Origin of the sequence: Frondihabitans peucedani (assembly GCF_039537585.1) — a bacterium.
Classification (GTDB): domain Bacteria; phylum Actinomycetota; class Actinomycetes; order Actinomycetales; family Microbacteriaceae; genus Frondihabitans; species Frondihabitans peucedani.
This window is the reverse complement of sequence record NZ_BAABAU010000004.1, coordinates 190,631-204,988: the sequence shown is the minus strand read 5'-3', so window position 1 is coordinate 204,988 and position 14,358 is coordinate 190,631. Positions and strand designations below refer to the sequence as shown.

Annotated in this window: 13 protein-coding genes; 11 read left to right on the top strand and 2 right to left on the bottom strand. The window is 70.5% G+C overall.

Features of this window, described 5'->3' with window-relative positions:
* The first annotated feature begins 140 nt into the window (after positions 1-140).
* The 9 genes from ABD733_RS14350 to ABD733_RS14310 all read left to right on the top strand — a co-directional run bounded on the left by ABD733_RS14350 (position 141) and on the right by ABD733_RS14310 (position 9,591).
* On the top strand, positions 141-1,376 hold the full coding sequence (locus ABD733_RS14350) for a sugar ABC transporter substrate-binding protein (RefSeq protein ID WP_344797401.1): 1,236 nt from the start codon (positions 141-143) through the stop codon (positions 1,374-1,376).
* A gap of 64 nt (positions 1,377-1,440) precedes the next feature.
* On the top strand, positions 1,441-2,391 hold the full coding sequence (locus ABD733_RS14345) for a carbohydrate ABC transporter permease (protein ID WP_425552932.1): 951 nt from the start codon (positions 1,441-1,443) through the stop codon (positions 2,389-2,391).
* Positions 2,388-3,278, top strand: coding sequence for a carbohydrate ABC transporter permease (locus ABD733_RS14340; RefSeq protein WP_425552931.1), 891 nt, complete (start codon positions 2,388-2,390; stop codon positions 3,276-3,278). The genes ABD733_RS14345 and ABD733_RS14340 overlap by 4 nt, the downstream gene beginning before the upstream one ends.
* Positions 3,275-4,429, top strand: a complete 1,155-nt coding sequence (locus tag ABD733_RS14335; protein ID WP_344797397.1) for a Gfo/Idh/MocA family protein — start codon at positions 3,275-3,277, stop codon at positions 4,427-4,429. The genes ABD733_RS14340 and ABD733_RS14335 overlap by 4 nt, the downstream gene beginning before the upstream one ends.
* Positions 4,430-4,465: 36 nt before the next feature.
* A complete protein-coding gene (locus tag ABD733_RS14330) occupies positions 4,466-5,263 on the top strand; it encodes a ThuA domain-containing protein (protein WP_344797395.1) in 798 nt (265 codons plus the stop codon).
* Positions 5,260-6,396 (top strand): Gfo/Idh/MocA family protein, encoded by a 1,137-nt coding sequence (locus ABD733_RS14325; RefSeq protein ID WP_344797393.1) that lies wholly within the window; start codon positions 5,260-5,262, stop codon positions 6,394-6,396. Before ABD733_RS14330 ends, ABD733_RS14325 begins: the two co-directional genes overlap by 4 nt.
* 33 nt (positions 6,397-6,429) lie before the next feature.
* A complete protein-coding gene (locus ABD733_RS14320; protein WP_344797391.1) occupies positions 6,430-7,638 on the top strand; it encodes an ROK family transcriptional regulator in 1,209 nt (402 codons plus the stop codon).
* Positions 7,639-7,746: 108 nt separating this feature from the next.
* A complete protein-coding gene (locus tag ABD733_RS14315) occupies positions 7,747-9,033 on the top strand; it encodes an adenylosuccinate synthase (protein WP_344797389.1) in 1,287 nt (428 codons plus the stop codon).
* 132 nt (positions 9,034-9,165) lie between these two features.
* Positions 9,166-9,591 (top strand): organic hydroperoxide resistance protein, encoded by a 426-nt coding sequence (locus ABD733_RS14310; protein WP_344797387.1) that lies wholly within the window; start codon positions 9,166-9,168, stop codon positions 9,589-9,591.
* A 25-nt stretch (positions 9,592-9,616) separates the two neighbouring features.
* On the opposite strand, the gene ABD733_RS14305 is transcribed toward ABD733_RS14310, so the two are convergent.
* Entirely contained in the window at positions 9,617-10,414 is a 798-nt protein-coding gene (locus ABD733_RS14305; protein WP_344797385.1) for a hypothetical protein, read from the bottom strand.
* A 139-nt stretch (positions 10,415-10,553) separates the two neighbouring features.
* Here ABD733_RS14305 and ABD733_RS14300 point away from each other — a divergent pair, with 139 nt between their 5' ends.
* Both ABD733_RS14300 and ABD733_RS14295 read left to right on the top strand, forming a co-directional pair.
* On the top strand, positions 10,554-10,871 hold the full coding sequence (locus ABD733_RS14300) for a chorismate mutase (RefSeq protein ID WP_344797383.1): 318 nt from the start codon (positions 10,554-10,556) through the stop codon (positions 10,869-10,871).
* A complete protein-coding gene (locus ABD733_RS14295) occupies positions 10,868-11,884 on the top strand; it encodes a lactonase family protein (protein WP_344797381.1) in 1,017 nt (338 codons plus the stop codon). The genes ABD733_RS14300 and ABD733_RS14295 overlap by 4 nt, the downstream gene beginning before the upstream one ends.
* 128 nt (positions 11,885-12,012) lie before the next feature.
* On the opposite strand, the gene purL is transcribed toward ABD733_RS14295, so the two are convergent.
* The gene (gene purL, locus ABD733_RS14290; RefSeq protein WP_425552937.1) at positions 12,013-14,337 is read right to left on the bottom strand and encodes a phosphoribosylformylglycinamidine synthase subunit PurL; all 2,325 of its coding nucleotides are present in this window, start codon (positions 14,335-14,337) and stop codon (positions 12,013-12,015) included.
* Positions 14,338-14,358: the final 21 nt, after the last annotated feature.

Sequence of the window (14,358 nt, the reverse complement as noted above, 5' to 3'; positions counted from 1 at the left end):
CGGAGAATTTTTCTTAAAGCGCTTTACCATCTAAGCGCTTTACTGCTACGTTTTCCGAACTCGGGAACACAGAGACGATGACGTCCGTGGAGTCGTCGATGCGTGCCCTGCCTTGCACCCATCAAGAGAAGAGCTAAGCAATGAAGCCTAGATTCCCTGAACACACCCGTTCGAGGAGGCTCCGCAGCCTCGTCGGCGCCGGAGCGATGGTGGCCACCGCCGCCCTCGTCCTCACCGGCTGCTCGTCCGGAGGCGGTTCGTCCGCCGGCGGCTCGAAGCTGACCATCGAGGACTACTACACCGCCACCTACAACCCCAACTACAACGTCTGCGCGAAGAAGGTCGGGGCCACCCTGACCATCAACCACGTCGCCGGCGCCGGGCTCATCGCGAAGGTGCTGCAGCAGGCCTCGTCGCGAACCCTGCCCGACGTGCTCATGCTCGACAATCCTGACGTGCAGCAGATCGCCTCCTCGGGCGCTCTCTCGCCACTCAGCGACTACGGCCTCAGCGCCGATGGCGACGTCCCCGCCGTCAAGGCCGCGAACACCTACAAGGGCAAGCTCTACGGCCTCCAGCCCGTGACGAACTCGATCGCCCTCTACTACAACAAGAAGCTGCTCCAGGATGCGGGCGTCACGCCTCCGAAGACCTGGGACGAGCTGCGCGCCGCCGCCAAGAAGCTCACCACAGGCAAGACCTACGGCTTCGCGATGAGCAACATCAACACCTACGAGGGCACCTGGCAGTTCCTGCCGTTCCTCTGGTCGAACGGCGGAGACGAGAAGAACATCGACTCGACCGAGGCCACCCAGGCGCTGTCGTTCGTGAACGACCTCCAGAGCGACGGCTCGCTCTCGAAGAGCTCGATCAACTGGGCCCAGGCCGACGTCAACACCCAGTTCATCGCCGGCAAGGCGGCCATGATGATCAACGGCCCCTGGCAGCTGCCGACCCTGAACGCCGCGAAGGGCCTCGAGTTCGACAGCGTCCCGATCCCGACCCGCACCGGGAGCGCCCCCGTGGCACCCCTCGGCGGCGAGGCGTTCACCGTGCCGCAGACCAAGAACGCGGCCACGATGAAGCTCGCCGGCAAGTTCGTCGGCTGCCTCAACGCCGCGAAGATGCAGACCGTCATCGCCAAGAACACCGGCAACGTCCCGACCAACATCACGGCCTCCGAGGCGTGGGGCAAGACCCACCCGCAGGTCTCCTCGTTCGTCACGACCGTCCAGACGGCCCGCGCTCGCACCGGTGAGCTCGGACCCGACTGGCCCAAGGCCGCGACGAAGATCTACACCGCTGTCCAGCTCGCCCTCACCGGCAAGGCCTCTCCTGCGGACGCGCTCAAACAGGCGCAGTCGCAGAACCAGTAGGTCGACGGGGAGCCGGTCGCCCAGGCGGCCGGCTCCCCACCAGGGCAGTGGGAAGGAACACAGTATGAGCGTGTCAGTGCAGACGCGAGTCAGGCCGGAAACGGCTCTGACACCGATCAGGCCCGGCCAGCGCCGCGCCCGGATGATGCTCGGGATGACAAGGTGGCTGTTCGTCACCCCGGCAGTCGTCTTCGTGGCCGTCTTCTTCGGCTATCCCGTGGTCAAGAACGTCATCATGTCGTTCCAGGACTACACGACCAAGACGTTCTTCACCGGCGAGGCCCCGTGGGTCGGCTTCGCCAACTACGCCGCGACGTTCGGCAGCGCCGTCTTCGCCACCAGCGTCGTCAACACCGCGCTGTTCACCGCCGGCTCGATCATCATGCAGTTCGTGATCGGCCTCGGCCTGGCCCTGTTCTTCCGGCGGAACTTCCCGCTGTCGGGCTTCCTCCGCGGTCTGCTCCTCCTGCCGTGGCTGCTGCCGCTGATCGCGTCCAGCGCGGTGTGGAAGTGGCTCCTCGACCAGGACAGCGGGGCGCTCAACCAGTTCCTCGGCATCTTCGGGGTCCCGGCGATCCCGTGGCTGGTGAGCCCGAGCCTCGCGCTCGTGGCCGTCATCGGCGTGAACATCTGGCTCGGCATCCCGTTCAACACGACCATCCTCTACAGCGGTCTGCAGTCGGTCCCGCCGGAGCTCTACGAGGCGGCGTCGCTCGACGGCGCCACCGGCTGGAAGGCCTTCTGGAACATCACCTGGCCGAGCATCCGCTCCGTCGTGAGCGTGGTGATCGTCCTGGGGGTGGTCTACACGCTGAAGGTCGTCGACATCATCCTCGGCCTGACCGGCGGAGGCCCCGCCAACTCCACCCAGACGCTGGCCACCAACGCGTACCACCAGTCGTTCATCAACTTCCAGTTCGGTATCGGAGCCGCCGTGAGCAACGTCCTGATCCTCGTGTCGTTCGTCTTCGCCATGATCTACCTGGCGATCTCGCGGAAGGCGGTCGACGAATGAGCGTCGGCGCGGTCGGAGCCGCCCGGCGGATCCGCGGCCGGAGCGAGGCGACGACGACGCAGGCGCCCCTCCGCAAGAAGGGGAGAGGGCGGTCGATCCCGCTGACGATCCTCGGGATCATCTTCCTGGGCATCATGATCTTCCCCGTCTACTGGATGATCAACACGAGCCTGCAGACGACGGCCGGTGCGGCCACGGCGACGTGGTTCCCCTGGGCGCCGACGTTCGCCGGCTACCGCGCGGCGCTCTCGCAGCAGGGTCAGAACTTCGTCACCAGCATGGTGATCGGCCTCGGGACGGTCCTGATCACGCTGGTCGTCGCGACCCCGGCCGCCTACGGGCTGGCGAGGTTCCGGATGCGCGGGACGCGCGCGCTCCTGCTCGTCCTGCTGGTCACCCAGATGATCCCGACGATCGTCGTCGCGAACGCGCTCTACACGCTGTTCAACGACGTGGGGCTGCTCAACTCGTACATCGGCCTGATCCTGGCCGACGCCGCGGTCCAGGTGCCGTTCGCGATCCTGCTCATGCGGGCGTTCATGGAGTCGATCCCGCCGAGCCTCGTCGAGGCGGCCCTGGTCGACGGCGCGGGCGACTTCCGGGCCTTCGTCTCGATCGTCGTGCCGATCAGCCGCAACGCCATCGTGACGGCAGCGCTGTTCACGTTCCTCGGGGCCTGGGGCGACTTCCTCGTCGCTCTGACGCTCACCTCGACCGACGCGGTGCGCCCGATCACCCTGGGCATCTACAACTACATCGGGTCGAACGTGACCGACTGGGGCCCCGTCATGGCGACGTCCGTCCTGGCGTCGCTGCCCGCGGCCGTGCTGCTGATCTTCGCGCAGAAGTACATCGCGGCCGGCGCCCTGGGCGGTGCGGTGAAGTGACACGCCCACCCCTCGTCGACGCGGCGGCGCCGGTCCGGATCGTCCTCGTCGGGGCCGGCCTCATGGGCCGGGCCTGGCTGGGCGCTCTCGACCGGTCGCAGGACGCCGAGGTGGTCGGGATCGTCGATCTCGATCAGGACCTCGCGCGGGCGGCCGCCGACGAGGCGGGCCTCCCCGGGCTCGTCGTGGGGACGTCGGTCACGAGCGTCGCCGAGGCGACGGGAGCCCACGCGATCGTGAACGTCACGGTCCCGGCGGCGCACCTCCCGATCGCCGACGAGGCCCTCTCGGCCGGGCTCTCCGTCCTCTCGGAGAAGCCCCTCGCACCGACGGTCGCCGCGGCCCTCCTCTCCGCGGCGGCCGCCGACCGGGCGGGCCGGCTCCTCATGACGAGCCAGAACCGCCGGTACTACGACTCGCTCACCGCCTACCGTGCCGCTCTCGGCGAGATCGGCGAGATCGCGCTGCTCACGACCGAGTACACCAGGGAGGCGCACTTCCCGGGCTTCCGCGAGACGATGGCGCACCCGCTCCTCGTCGACATGGCGATCCACGCGTTCGACGTCGCGCGCCACCTGCTCGGCACCGATCCGGTGTCGGTGACCTGCGACACCTCGAACCCGCCCTGGAGCTGGTTCGAGGGCGACTCGGTCGCGAACGCCCTCTTCGAGTTCGAGGGCGGCGCCCGCTACCGCTACACGGGGACCTGGACCACCCGCGGGCTCGAGACGTCCTGGAACGGCGCCTGGCGCGCGAGCGGATCGCATGGCTCGGCCACCTGGGACGGCGAGACGGCCCTCGCGCTCGAGCGGGTCGATCCTGCGACGGGCGAGTCGACCGGCCTCGAGTCGCCTCCCCTCCGCACCACCTCGCCGGAGGAGATCGACGGGTCGCTGGCCGACTTCGTCGACGCCCTCCGCACCGGTCGCACCCCCGACACCGAGGCCCACCGCAACATCCTGAGCCTGGCGATGGTCGAGGCGGCCGTCCGCTCGGCCGACACCGGGCGCAGGATCGAGGTGGCCGACGTCCTCGAGGACGCCTACGCGACCGCACTGACCACCGACGCACCGCAGCACCTCCGCGAGGCCCTCGCCTCGTGGGGCTCGGTGTCGGCGGGACTCCACCTCCACCAGACCGTCGACGCCTGACACCGCGCTCGCGTCGAAGAACAAGAAGGAAGCACCATGGCACCCAGCACCACCCCCCTCCGCGTCACCGTCTGGGGCGAGAACGTCCACGAGAAGGTCGAGGCGCACGTCGCCGAGCGGTACCCCGACGGCATGCACGGCGCGATCGCCGCCGGCATCCAGGAGAACCTGCCCGACGCCGTCATCACCGTCGTCACGATGGACATGCCCGAGCACGGCCTCACCGAGGAGCTCCTCGCGAACACCGACGTCCTCACCTGGTGGGGCCACGCGGCGCACGGCGACGTCGACGACCTCATAGTCGACCGCGTGCACCGCCACGTCCTCTCCGGCATGGGGCTCCTCGTCCTGCACTCCGGCCACTGGTCGAAGATCTTCGGCAAGCTGATGGGCACGACCTGCACCCTCCGCTGGCGGAGCGAGCACGACCAGGAGCTCGTCTGGACCGTGAACCCGCAGCACCCGATCACCCGCGGCGTGCCGAACCCCATCGTCATCCCCGAGCAGGAGATGTACGGCGAGTACTTCGACGTCCCGACCCCCGACGAGCTCATCTTCATCTCGGGCTTCACCGGCGGCGAGGTGTTCCGCTCGGGCATGACCTACCGGCGCGGCTGGGGCAAGATCTTCTTCTTCTCGCCCGGCGACCAGGACTTCCCCGTCTACCACCACAAAGACGTGCGCCGCGTCATCGCGAACGCCGTCGACTGGGCCCGCCCGGAGCACGAGCGGGAGATCCCGCAGCTCCGCCGCTACGACCTCGGCGAGTACTTCGACGGCCAGCACTACGCCGGCCCGTTCGACCACCCGCTCGAAGCCCCGGTGCAGGCGTGAGCGCCTTCCGACGCGTCGGCTCGGAGGGCGAGCCGCTCCGCGTGATTCAGGTCGGTGCCGGCAGCATGGGGCAGGCGTGGATCCGGAACGACGCGGCGAACCCCGACGTCGAGCTGGTCGGCATCGTCGACCTCGATCTCGACGCCGCCCGGGCCGGAGCCGCCGTCTACGGCGACGACTCGATCGCGGTGCACACAGACCTCGCGGCCCTCATCGCTCAGGTGCACCCGGACGCGATCCTGGACATCACGGTGCCGGTCGCCCACCACCCGGTGACGACCGACTCGCTCTTAGCGGGCCTCCCGGTGCTCGGCGAGAAGCCGGCCGCCCAGACCGTCGCGGAGGCCCTGTCGCTGGCCGCCGCCGCAGAGGTCACCGGCGAGCTGTTCATGGTGTCGCAGTCGAGGCGCTACAACGACCAGCTCGTCGCGTTCAAGCAGGCCGCCTCCCGCCTCGGCGACCTCGGCACGGTGTCGACCGAGTTCGCCAAGGCGCCGCACTTCGGCGGCTTCCGCGAGGAGATGGACAACGTCCTCCTCCTCGACATGGCGATCCACCCGTTCGACTCGGTCCGCTACCTCCTCGACCGCGACCCCGTCTCGGTCTACTGCGACTCCTACAACCCGTCGTGGTCGTGGTTCCGCGGCGACGCGGCGGCCTCGGTGATCTTCGAGTTCGAGGGCGGCATCCGCTACACCTACAACGGCTCCTGGTGCGCGCCCGGCCTCGAGACGAGCTGGAACGGCGCCTGGCGCATCTCGGGCGCCGCCGGGAGCGCGCTCTGGAACGGCGACGACGAGCCGTCCTTCGAGACGCCCGACGCCGATCCTGCGCCCCTCGCGGCGCAGCCGTCGGTCGGTGCGGAGATCGCGGGATCGCTCGCGGCCTTCGTCCGGGCGCTCCGCTCGGGCGAGACCCCCGACGGCGAGGTGCACGGCAACGTGATGAGTCTCGCCATGGTCGAGGCGGCCATCGAGTCGAAGGACCAGGGGCGCAGGATCGCGATCGACGACGTCCTCGAGAGGGCGTACGAGACCGCGGTCCGCTCGGAGCGCCGCGACGACGTCCGGGCCCGCCTCGAGTCGTGGACGTCGGTCCGGGGAGCACTGCAGGGGGTGCCTGTCACGGCGTGATCAGCCGGTAGTCTCGCTGCAAGAGGAGCCGTCGTGTCGAACGTCCACCAGCCCGAGCAGCGGTCGAGGCCGTCGTCGCGCTCGCGCGGCAGCAACCCCGACCGTGTCCGGCAGCACAACCTGTCGGCCGTGCTCGGGCTGGTGCACCGCTCGCAGGGCGTCTCGCGCTCGCAGCTGACCCAGGCCACCGGCCTCAACCGCTCGACCATCGCAGCGCTCGTCGGTGAGCTGACCGAGTCGGGGCTGGTCCGCGAGAGCGAGCCCGCGGCCAACAACCGGGTCGGCCGCCCGAGCCCGGTGGTCGCCGCAGCACCCGGGGTCGTCGCCTACACGGTGAACCCCGAGATCGACGCCGTCACCGTCGGCGTCGTCGGGCTCGACGGCACGGTCCAGCGCAGGATCCGGCGCGAGACCGACAGCATCCCGAGCGCCTCCGAGGCGGTCGCCATCGCCGCCGCCGCGATCCGCGACCTCGAGCGCGACCTGCCCGCCGGAGCCCGCGCCACCGGGATCGGCGTCGCCGTCCCGGGACTCGTGCGCCGCGAGGACGGCCTCGTCCGTCTCGCCCCGCACCTCGGCTGGATCGACGAGCCCTTCGCCGACCTGCTCCGCGAGGCCACCGGACTCGTCACGACGGCCGACAACGACGCCTCGCTCGGAGCGCTCGCCGAGAGCCTCTTCGGAGCGGGCCGCGGCGTCCGCACCCTCGTCTTCCTGAACGGCGGCGCCTCGGGCGTCGGCGGGGGAGCGATCGTCGACGGCCGGTCGCTCCGCGGCGTCGACGGGTACGCCGGCGAGCTCGGCCACACGCTCGTCAACTCCGACGGCGTCGTCTGCCACTGCGGAGCCGTCGGCTGCCTCGAGACCGAGGTCGGCCAGGCCGAGCTCCTGCACGCCCTCGGTCGTGCCCGCGGCGACGACGACGACCTCGACGCGCTGCTGGCCGCCACGACCGACCCCGGCGTGCTCCACGAGGTCGACCGCCAGGTCGGCTTCCTCGCCGTCGCGCTCCGCAACACGATCAACCTCTTCAACCCCGAGACCATCGTGCTCGGCGGCTTCCTCGGGGCCCTGCACGGGGTGGCCGGAGACAGGATCGCGGAGCTCAGCACCCGGAGCGCCCTCCGCGGCCCGAGCAGCAGCGTCCGCATCCGGCGGGCCGAGCTCGGGAGCGGCCGGCTGATGATCGGCGCGGCGGAACTCGCGTTCGCGGGGCTGCTCGCGGATCCTGCTCGGGTCTGATCCCGAAGCCGCCCCGGGGACGCCGTCGGGGCCTCCGGTACAATGGGGTGGACCGTCAGCCGCACAGTGCCCCCAGGGTCCACTCCCCTTCTGCTAAGGAGACGACCCATGCCCGCAATCGTCATCATCGGAGCCCAGTGGGGCGACGAGGGTAAAGGCAAGGCCACCGACCTGCTCGGCAGCCGCATCGACTACGTCGTCAAGTTCAACGGCGGCAACAACGCCGGTCACACGGTCGTGATCGGCAACCAGAAGTACGCCCTGCACCTGCTGCCCTCCGGCATCCTGACCGAGGGCGTCACGCCGGTCATCGGCAACGGCGTCGTCATCGACATCGAGGTGCTCTTCGACGAGCTCGACGCGCTGATCGCCCGCGGGGTCGACGTGTCGAAGCTCAAGGTGTCGGCCAACGCGCACCTGATCACGCACTACCACCGCACCCTCGACAAGGTGACCGAGCGGTTCCTCGGCAGCCGCTCGATCGGCACCACCGGCCGCGGCATCGGCCCGGCCTACGCCGACAAGATCAACCGCGTCGGGCTGCGCGTGCAAGACCTCTTCGACGAGAACATCCTGCGCCAGAAGGTCGAGGCGGCCCTCGACCAGAAGAACCACCTGCTCGTCAAGATCTACAACCGCCGCGCGATCAGCGCCGACGAGATCGTCGACACGCTGCTGTCGTACGCCGAGCGCCTCCGGCCGATGGTCACCGACACCGCCCTCGAGCTCTACAACGCCCTCGAAGACGGCAAGACCGTCCTGTTCGAGGCGGGCCAGGCGACCATGCTCGACGTCGACCACGGCACCTACCCGTTCGTCACGTCGTCGTCGTCGACGGCGGGCGGCGCCGCCACCGGCTCCGGCATCGGACCGGGCAGGATCGAGCGCGTCATCGGCATCGTGAAGGCCTACACCACGCGCGTGGGGGCGGGTCCGTTCCCGACCGAGCTCTTCGACGCGTCGGGCGAGTTCCTCCGCGCCAACGGCTTCGAGTTCGGCACCACCACGGGCCGCCCACGCCGCTGCGGCTGGTACGACGCGCCCATCGCCCGCTACTCGGCCCGCATCAACGGCGTCACCGACTTCGTCCTCACGAAGCTCGACGTCCTCACCGGCCTCGACACGATCCCCGTCTGCGTCGCCTACGACGTCGACGGCGTCCGCCACGACGAGATGCCGGTCTCGCAGAGCGACTTCCACCACGCGAAGCCGATCTACGAGGAGTTCCCGGGCTGGACGGAAGACATCACCGGTGCCCGCACCTTCGACGACCTGCCCGAGAACGCGCAGAAGTACGTCCTCGCGGTCGAGGCGATGAGCGGCGCCCGCATCTCGGCGATCGGCGTCGGGCCCGGCCGCGACGCGATCGTCGCGCGGCACGACCTGCTGGGCTAGACGACGTGCTGGGCTAGACGACCGAGAAGGCGTCGGCCGCCCGGAGGAAGAGTGCGGCACTGCTCATGCCCTCATCGTGCCATGGACGGAAAGCTCAGGAACCGTTCAGACGGAGGGTATCTCCTTGGTGACATGACACTTGAAATCGCCTACACCGCCATCGCCCACGCCACCGGCGGGGGCCGTGACGGCCACGTCCTCAGCGAGGACGGCCGACTCGACTTCGACACCCGCCCGCCGAAGGAGCTCGGCGGATCGGGCGAGGGCACCAACCCCGAGCAGCTCTTCGCCGCCGGCTACGCGGCCTGCTTCCTCAGCGCCCTGCACGGCTCCGCCAAGAGCCTCGGCGTCGACACGAAAGACGCTGCCGTCTCGGCGAGCGTCGGAATCGGCGGGAACGGCGATGGGGGCTACGGCCTGGCCGTCGAGCTCGACGTCTACATGCCGAACGTGCCCGCCGAGCGCCGCCAGGAGGCCGCCGAAGCCGCGCACCACGTGTGCCCGTACTCGAACGCCACGCGCGGCAACGTCGAGGTGACGGTCACGATCGTCGACTGACCTCTTCCACCCGCGAGCCCGCTCCTCATCCCGAGGGGCGGGCTCCGTCGTGCTCCGCGGCCGGCGGCTCGAAGGCGGCCGGGGTCGCTCCGCTCCCGGCCCGCGAGGCGGCGTAGGCGTCGGCCGCGATCGCGACCAGGACGATCCCGGCCACGAGGGCGAAGACTACGGTCGCAGCACGGTGCCGCCGGGAGAGCCGGGGATCGTCGGTGATCCGGAACCGCTCCGCGACGCCGTCGTGCTCCTGGTCGGCAGGCCACGAGCCGGTCTGCGACCAGGCCTCGATCCGGCGCCGGGCGAGGAACGCCTCGAGAGCGAGCGCGCCCGGGCCCGCGGCGGTCACGTGATCGGCGTAGGCGACCCGGTCGAGGGTCTGGCCGACCTCTGCCGCGCGACTCCGGACGAGGGTGGCGGTCGTTCGATCCGCGTGACGCATCCCCGCGAGCGTCCGTGCCAGTGAGAGCGGGCCGAAGACGACGGCGCCCCAGAAGACGAACGCGATGTCGAGGTGGAGGGTCGCCGGGATGAGCGTGAGCACGGCACCGACCGCGAACACGACGGCGTCGACCATCACGCCCCTCCGGCGCCGGGCGCCGATCGCGGCCGACACCGCCGACCAGCCGACGTCGTCGCGACGCCACCACGACCATCCTGCCGGTGCAGGCGCGAGGCCCTCCACGGGGACCCATCCCGCGGGCGGCTCCCAGCCCTGGTTGGCGGCGACCCAGTCGGAGCTCGGCTCTGGCCAGCCGTCTGGTCGCCGGAACCGCAGCGGCAGAGGCTGCGCCGGTGCGGTGACCGGGCGGGGCGGCGGGAAGGGCATGGCGGCTTTCGATCGAGGCAGGACGCCCTCCGAAGACTAGGGCGCGGCCGGGAGCGCGGCCATTCCCCTGTTGGGGGCGGCCCCGTCCGGGGTGGGAGAGGCGCGCAGGATCCCGCGGCCGGACAGATAAAGTCGAGGCATGTCCGACACGATCCCCGACCACGCCGTCGAGCGACTCACCAGCATCCGCGAGAGCATCGACAACATCGACGCCGCCCTCGTGCACCTCCTCGCCGAGCGCTTCAAGTTCACGCAGCTGGTGGGCGTCCTCAAGGCCGAGGCGGGCATGCCCGCGAGCGATCCGGAACGCGAGAAGGTCCAGATCCAACGGCTCCGCGCGCTCGCCGCCGACTCGCGGCTCGACCCCGACTTCTCCGAGAAGTTCTTGAACTTCATCGTGGCCGAGGTGATCCACCACCACGAGCGCATCGCCTCCGGCGACGAGGTCGTCCGGTGAGTGCCCGCCGGCTCTACGTCAGCGGCTACACCCCGACAAGCGGAGGCACGGGCGCCGGCATCACGGTCTTCGACCGGCCGGCCGGCGACGCCGACTGGCGGGCCGTGCAGGTCGTCGAAGCCGACGACCCGTCGTTCCTGGTCCTGACCGAGGGGGCGCTCCACGCCGTCTCCGAGACGACCGAGGGCCGCGTCCTGTCGTACACGGTCTCCGCCGGCGAGCTCGTCGCCTCGTCCGTCGCTGCCTCCGGCGGCGCGGCGCCCTGCCACATCGCCCTCGACCCCGCGTCGGGCGCACTCGTCGTGACCAACTACACGGCCGGCACGTTCGCCGTGCTGTCGGCCGACGCGTCCGATCCTGCGCGGCTCTCGCGGGTCCTCGCCCTGCCCGTGGGCCGCGGCCCCGTGCTCGACCGCCAGGGCGAGCCGCACGCGCACAACGTCACGCCGACGCCGTGGGGCACCGTGCTCGTGAGCGATCTCGGAACCGACCGCTTCTTCGAGGTCCGGGTCGACCCCGTCACCCTCGAGCCGTCGTACCTCCGGGCGTACGCGATGCCGGCGGGCTCCGGTCCGCGCCACTTCGCCTGGCACGGCGAGCAGCTGCTGATCACCGGTGAGCTCGACGGACGCCTCCACGTCCTGTCGCACTCCGACGACGGCTTCGCCGTCGACTACTCGGTGGCGGCCTACGACACGGGGCGACCCGGCGGCGAGGCTCTGCTCTCGCACGTCGAGTCGGTGGGCGGGCTCGTCTACGTCGCCGTGCGCGGTCGCGACACCATCACCGTCCTCGCGCCCTCCGAGGCGGCAGGCGGGCGCCTGTCCGTCCTCGCCGAGGTGCCCTGCGGAGGCTCCTGGCCTCGGCACTTCGCGCTCGACGGCGGGGCGCTGTACGTGGCCAACCAGCTGTCCCACACCGTCGCGGTCCTGCCGCTCGACGAGCGGGGCGTCCCCGGGGCGCCCACGGTGCAGATCGAGCTCGGCAGCCCGGCCTGCGTCCTGTTCGCCTAGTCGCACCGCCCGTGACGCTGCATCATCCAGCCACGGAATGCCGAGAGGCCACGATCCGCCCCTGAGCCGGAGCCCCGGGGCGGATCGTGGCCTCTCGATGCGTGGTCGCAGCCGGCGAGAGCGGCGGGCTACTCGCCGACGAGCGCCCCGAACCGTGCGGGCAGCGTGCCGCGGTGCGTCTCGCGGAGCTCGTCGAGCCCGACCGTGAACAGCCCCTGCACCTCGAGCGACTGCGACGCCGCGTCGGTGACGCCGATGCGCGCGACCGGGTAGCCCCGGCCCTCGCACAGGCCACGGAACTTCACGTCGTCTTCGCGGGGCACCGAGACCAGCACACGGCCGGTCGACTCGCTGAACAGGGCGGTCGCGGCGTCGACGCCGTCGCGCTCAATGATCTCGTCGAGCCAGACGCGGGCGCCGACACCGAAGCGCAGGACCGCCTCGGCGAGGGTCTGCCCGAGGCCGCCGTCGCTGAGGTCGTGCGCCGAGCCGATGAGGGACTCCTGCCCGCCGGCCGAGATCAGCGCGGCCAGCTGGCGCTCCGCCTGCAGGTCGACGGCGGGCGGACGGCCGCCGAGGTGGTCGTGGACGACGCCGGCCCAGGCCGAGCCGTCGAGCTCGAGGCTGGTCGTGCCGAGCAGGTAGAGGTTGTCGCCCTCGTCCTGCCAGCCGGAGGGGATCCTGCGCGCCACGTCGTCGATCACGCCGAGCACGCCGATGACGGGCGTCGGGTGGATCGGGTTCGTGCCGGTCTGGTTGTAGAACGAGACGTTGCCGCCGGTGACGGGGATCTCCATCTCGAGGCACGCGTCGGAGAGCGCCTCGACGGTCTGCGAGAACTGCCACATGACCTCGGGGTTCTCGGGGGAGCCGAAGTTGAGGCAGTCGGTGATGGCGACCGGGGTGGCACCGGTGACGGCGACGTTCCGGTACGCCTCGGCGAGGGCGAGGCGGGCACCCTGCGCAGGATCGAGCTGGCAGTAGCGTCCGTTCGCGTCGGTGGCGATCGCGAAGCCGAGGCCGCTCTCCTCGTCGACGCGGATCATGCCGCCGTCATCGGGGAACGACAGCGCCGTGTTGCCGAGGACGTAGGTGTCGTACTGGTTGGTCACCCAGCTCTTGTCGGCGAGGTTGGGCGACGCGAGGAGCGCCAGGAACTGCGCGCGCAGCTCGTCGCCCGTCTCGGGGCGCTCGAGGCCGCGGGCCGTGTCTGCTTGGAGCGCGTCGAGCCAGGACGGGTAGGCGACCGGGCGCTCGTAGACCGGGCCGTCGACGGCGACCGTGCGCGGCTCGACGTTGACGATCTCCTCGCCGTGCCAGTTGATGACGAGGCGGCCGGTGTCGGTGACATCGCCCAGCACGCTCGTCTCGACGTCCCACTTCGTGACGACCTCCAGGAACGCGTCGAGCTTGTCGGGATGCACGACCGCCATCATGCGCTCCTGCGACTCGCTCATCAGGATCTCTTCGGCGGTCAGCGACGGGTCGCGCAGCAGCACCCGGTCGAGCTCGATGAACATGCCGCCGTCGCCGTTGCTCGCGAGCTCGCTGGTGGCGCAGCTGATGCCGGCCGCCCCGAGGTCTTGGATGCCCTCGACGAGCTCGTCGCGGAACAGCTCGAGGCAGCACTCGATGAGCACCTTCTCGGCGAACGGGTCGCCGACCTGCACGCTCGGCCGCTTGGTGGGGCCGCCGGCCGAGAACGTGTCGGAGGCCAGGATCGACGCCCCGCCGATCCCGTCGCCGCCCGTGCGCGCCCCGAAGAGCACGACCTTGTTGCCCGCACCGCGCGCGTTCGCGAGGTGGAGGTCTTCGTGGCGCAGGACGCCGACGCTCAGGACGTTGACGAGCGGGTTGCCCTGGTAGACGCTGTCGAACACGGTCTCGCCGCCGATGTTGGGCAGGCCCAGGCAGTTGGCGTAGAAGCTGATGCCGGAGACGACGCCGTCGACGACGCGGCGGGTGTCGTCGGCGTCGATGTCGCCGAAGCGCAGCTGGTCCATGACGGCGACCGGGCGGGCGCCCATCGAGATGATGTCGCGGACGATGCCGCCGACACCCGTCGCGGCGCCCTGGAACGGCTCGATGTAGCTCGGGTGGTTGTGGCTCTCGCCCTTGAATGTGACGGCCCAGCCGCCGCCGACGTCGACCACGCCGGCGTTCTCGCCCATGCCCACCATGAGGTTCTTCTTCATCGAGGGGGAGACCTTCTCGCCGAACTGGCGGAGGTAGATCTTGCTCGACTTGTAGGAGCAGTGCTCGCTCCACATGACGGAGTACATGGCGAGCTCGCCGCTGGTGGGGCGGCGGCCGAGGATCTCGCGGATCTTCAGGTACTCGTCTTCTTTCAGACCGAGCGCGGCGTAGGGCTGCTCGCGGTCGGGCGTCGCGGCGGCGTTCGCCACGGTGTCGGGCTGGTGACCGTCGGCGCCCCGCTGCCCGGGGGCCTCGATGAGCTCGATGTCGTGGTCGTT

What these genes read in the sequence shown, in the direction of transcription:
- ABD733_RS14340 (WP_425552931.1), top strand. Translation starts at nt 2,388, where the DNA reads ATGAGCGTCGGCGCGGTCGGAGCCGCCCGGCGGATCCGCGGCCGGAGC.
- ABD733_RS14315 (WP_344797389.1), top strand. Translation starts at nt 7,747, where the DNA reads ATGCCCGCAATCGTCATCATCGGAGCCCAGTGGGGCGACGAGGGTAAA.
- ABD733_RS14310 (WP_344797387.1), top strand. Translation starts at nt 9,166, where the DNA reads ATGACACTTGAAATCGCCTACACCGCCATCGCCCACGCCACCGGCGGG.
- ABD733_RS14345 (WP_425552932.1), top strand. Translation starts at nt 1,441, where the DNA reads ATGAGCGTGTCAGTGCAGACGCGAGTCAGGCCGGAAACGGCTCTGACA.
- ABD733_RS14330 (WP_344797395.1), top strand. Translation starts at nt 4,466, where the DNA reads ATGGCACCCAGCACCACCCCCCTCCGCGTCACCGTCTGGGGCGAGAAC.
- ABD733_RS14305 (WP_344797385.1), bottom strand. Translation starts at nt 10,414, where the DNA reads ATGCCCTTCCCGCCGCCCCGCCCGGTCACCGCACCGGCGCAGCCTCTG.
- ABD733_RS14300 (WP_344797383.1), top strand. Translation starts at nt 10,554, where the DNA reads ATGTCCGACACGATCCCCGACCACGCCGTCGAGCGACTCACCAGCATC.
- ABD733_RS14350 (WP_344797401.1), top strand. Translation starts at nt 141, where the DNA reads ATGAAGCCTAGATTCCCTGAACACACCCGTTCGAGGAGGCTCCGCAGC.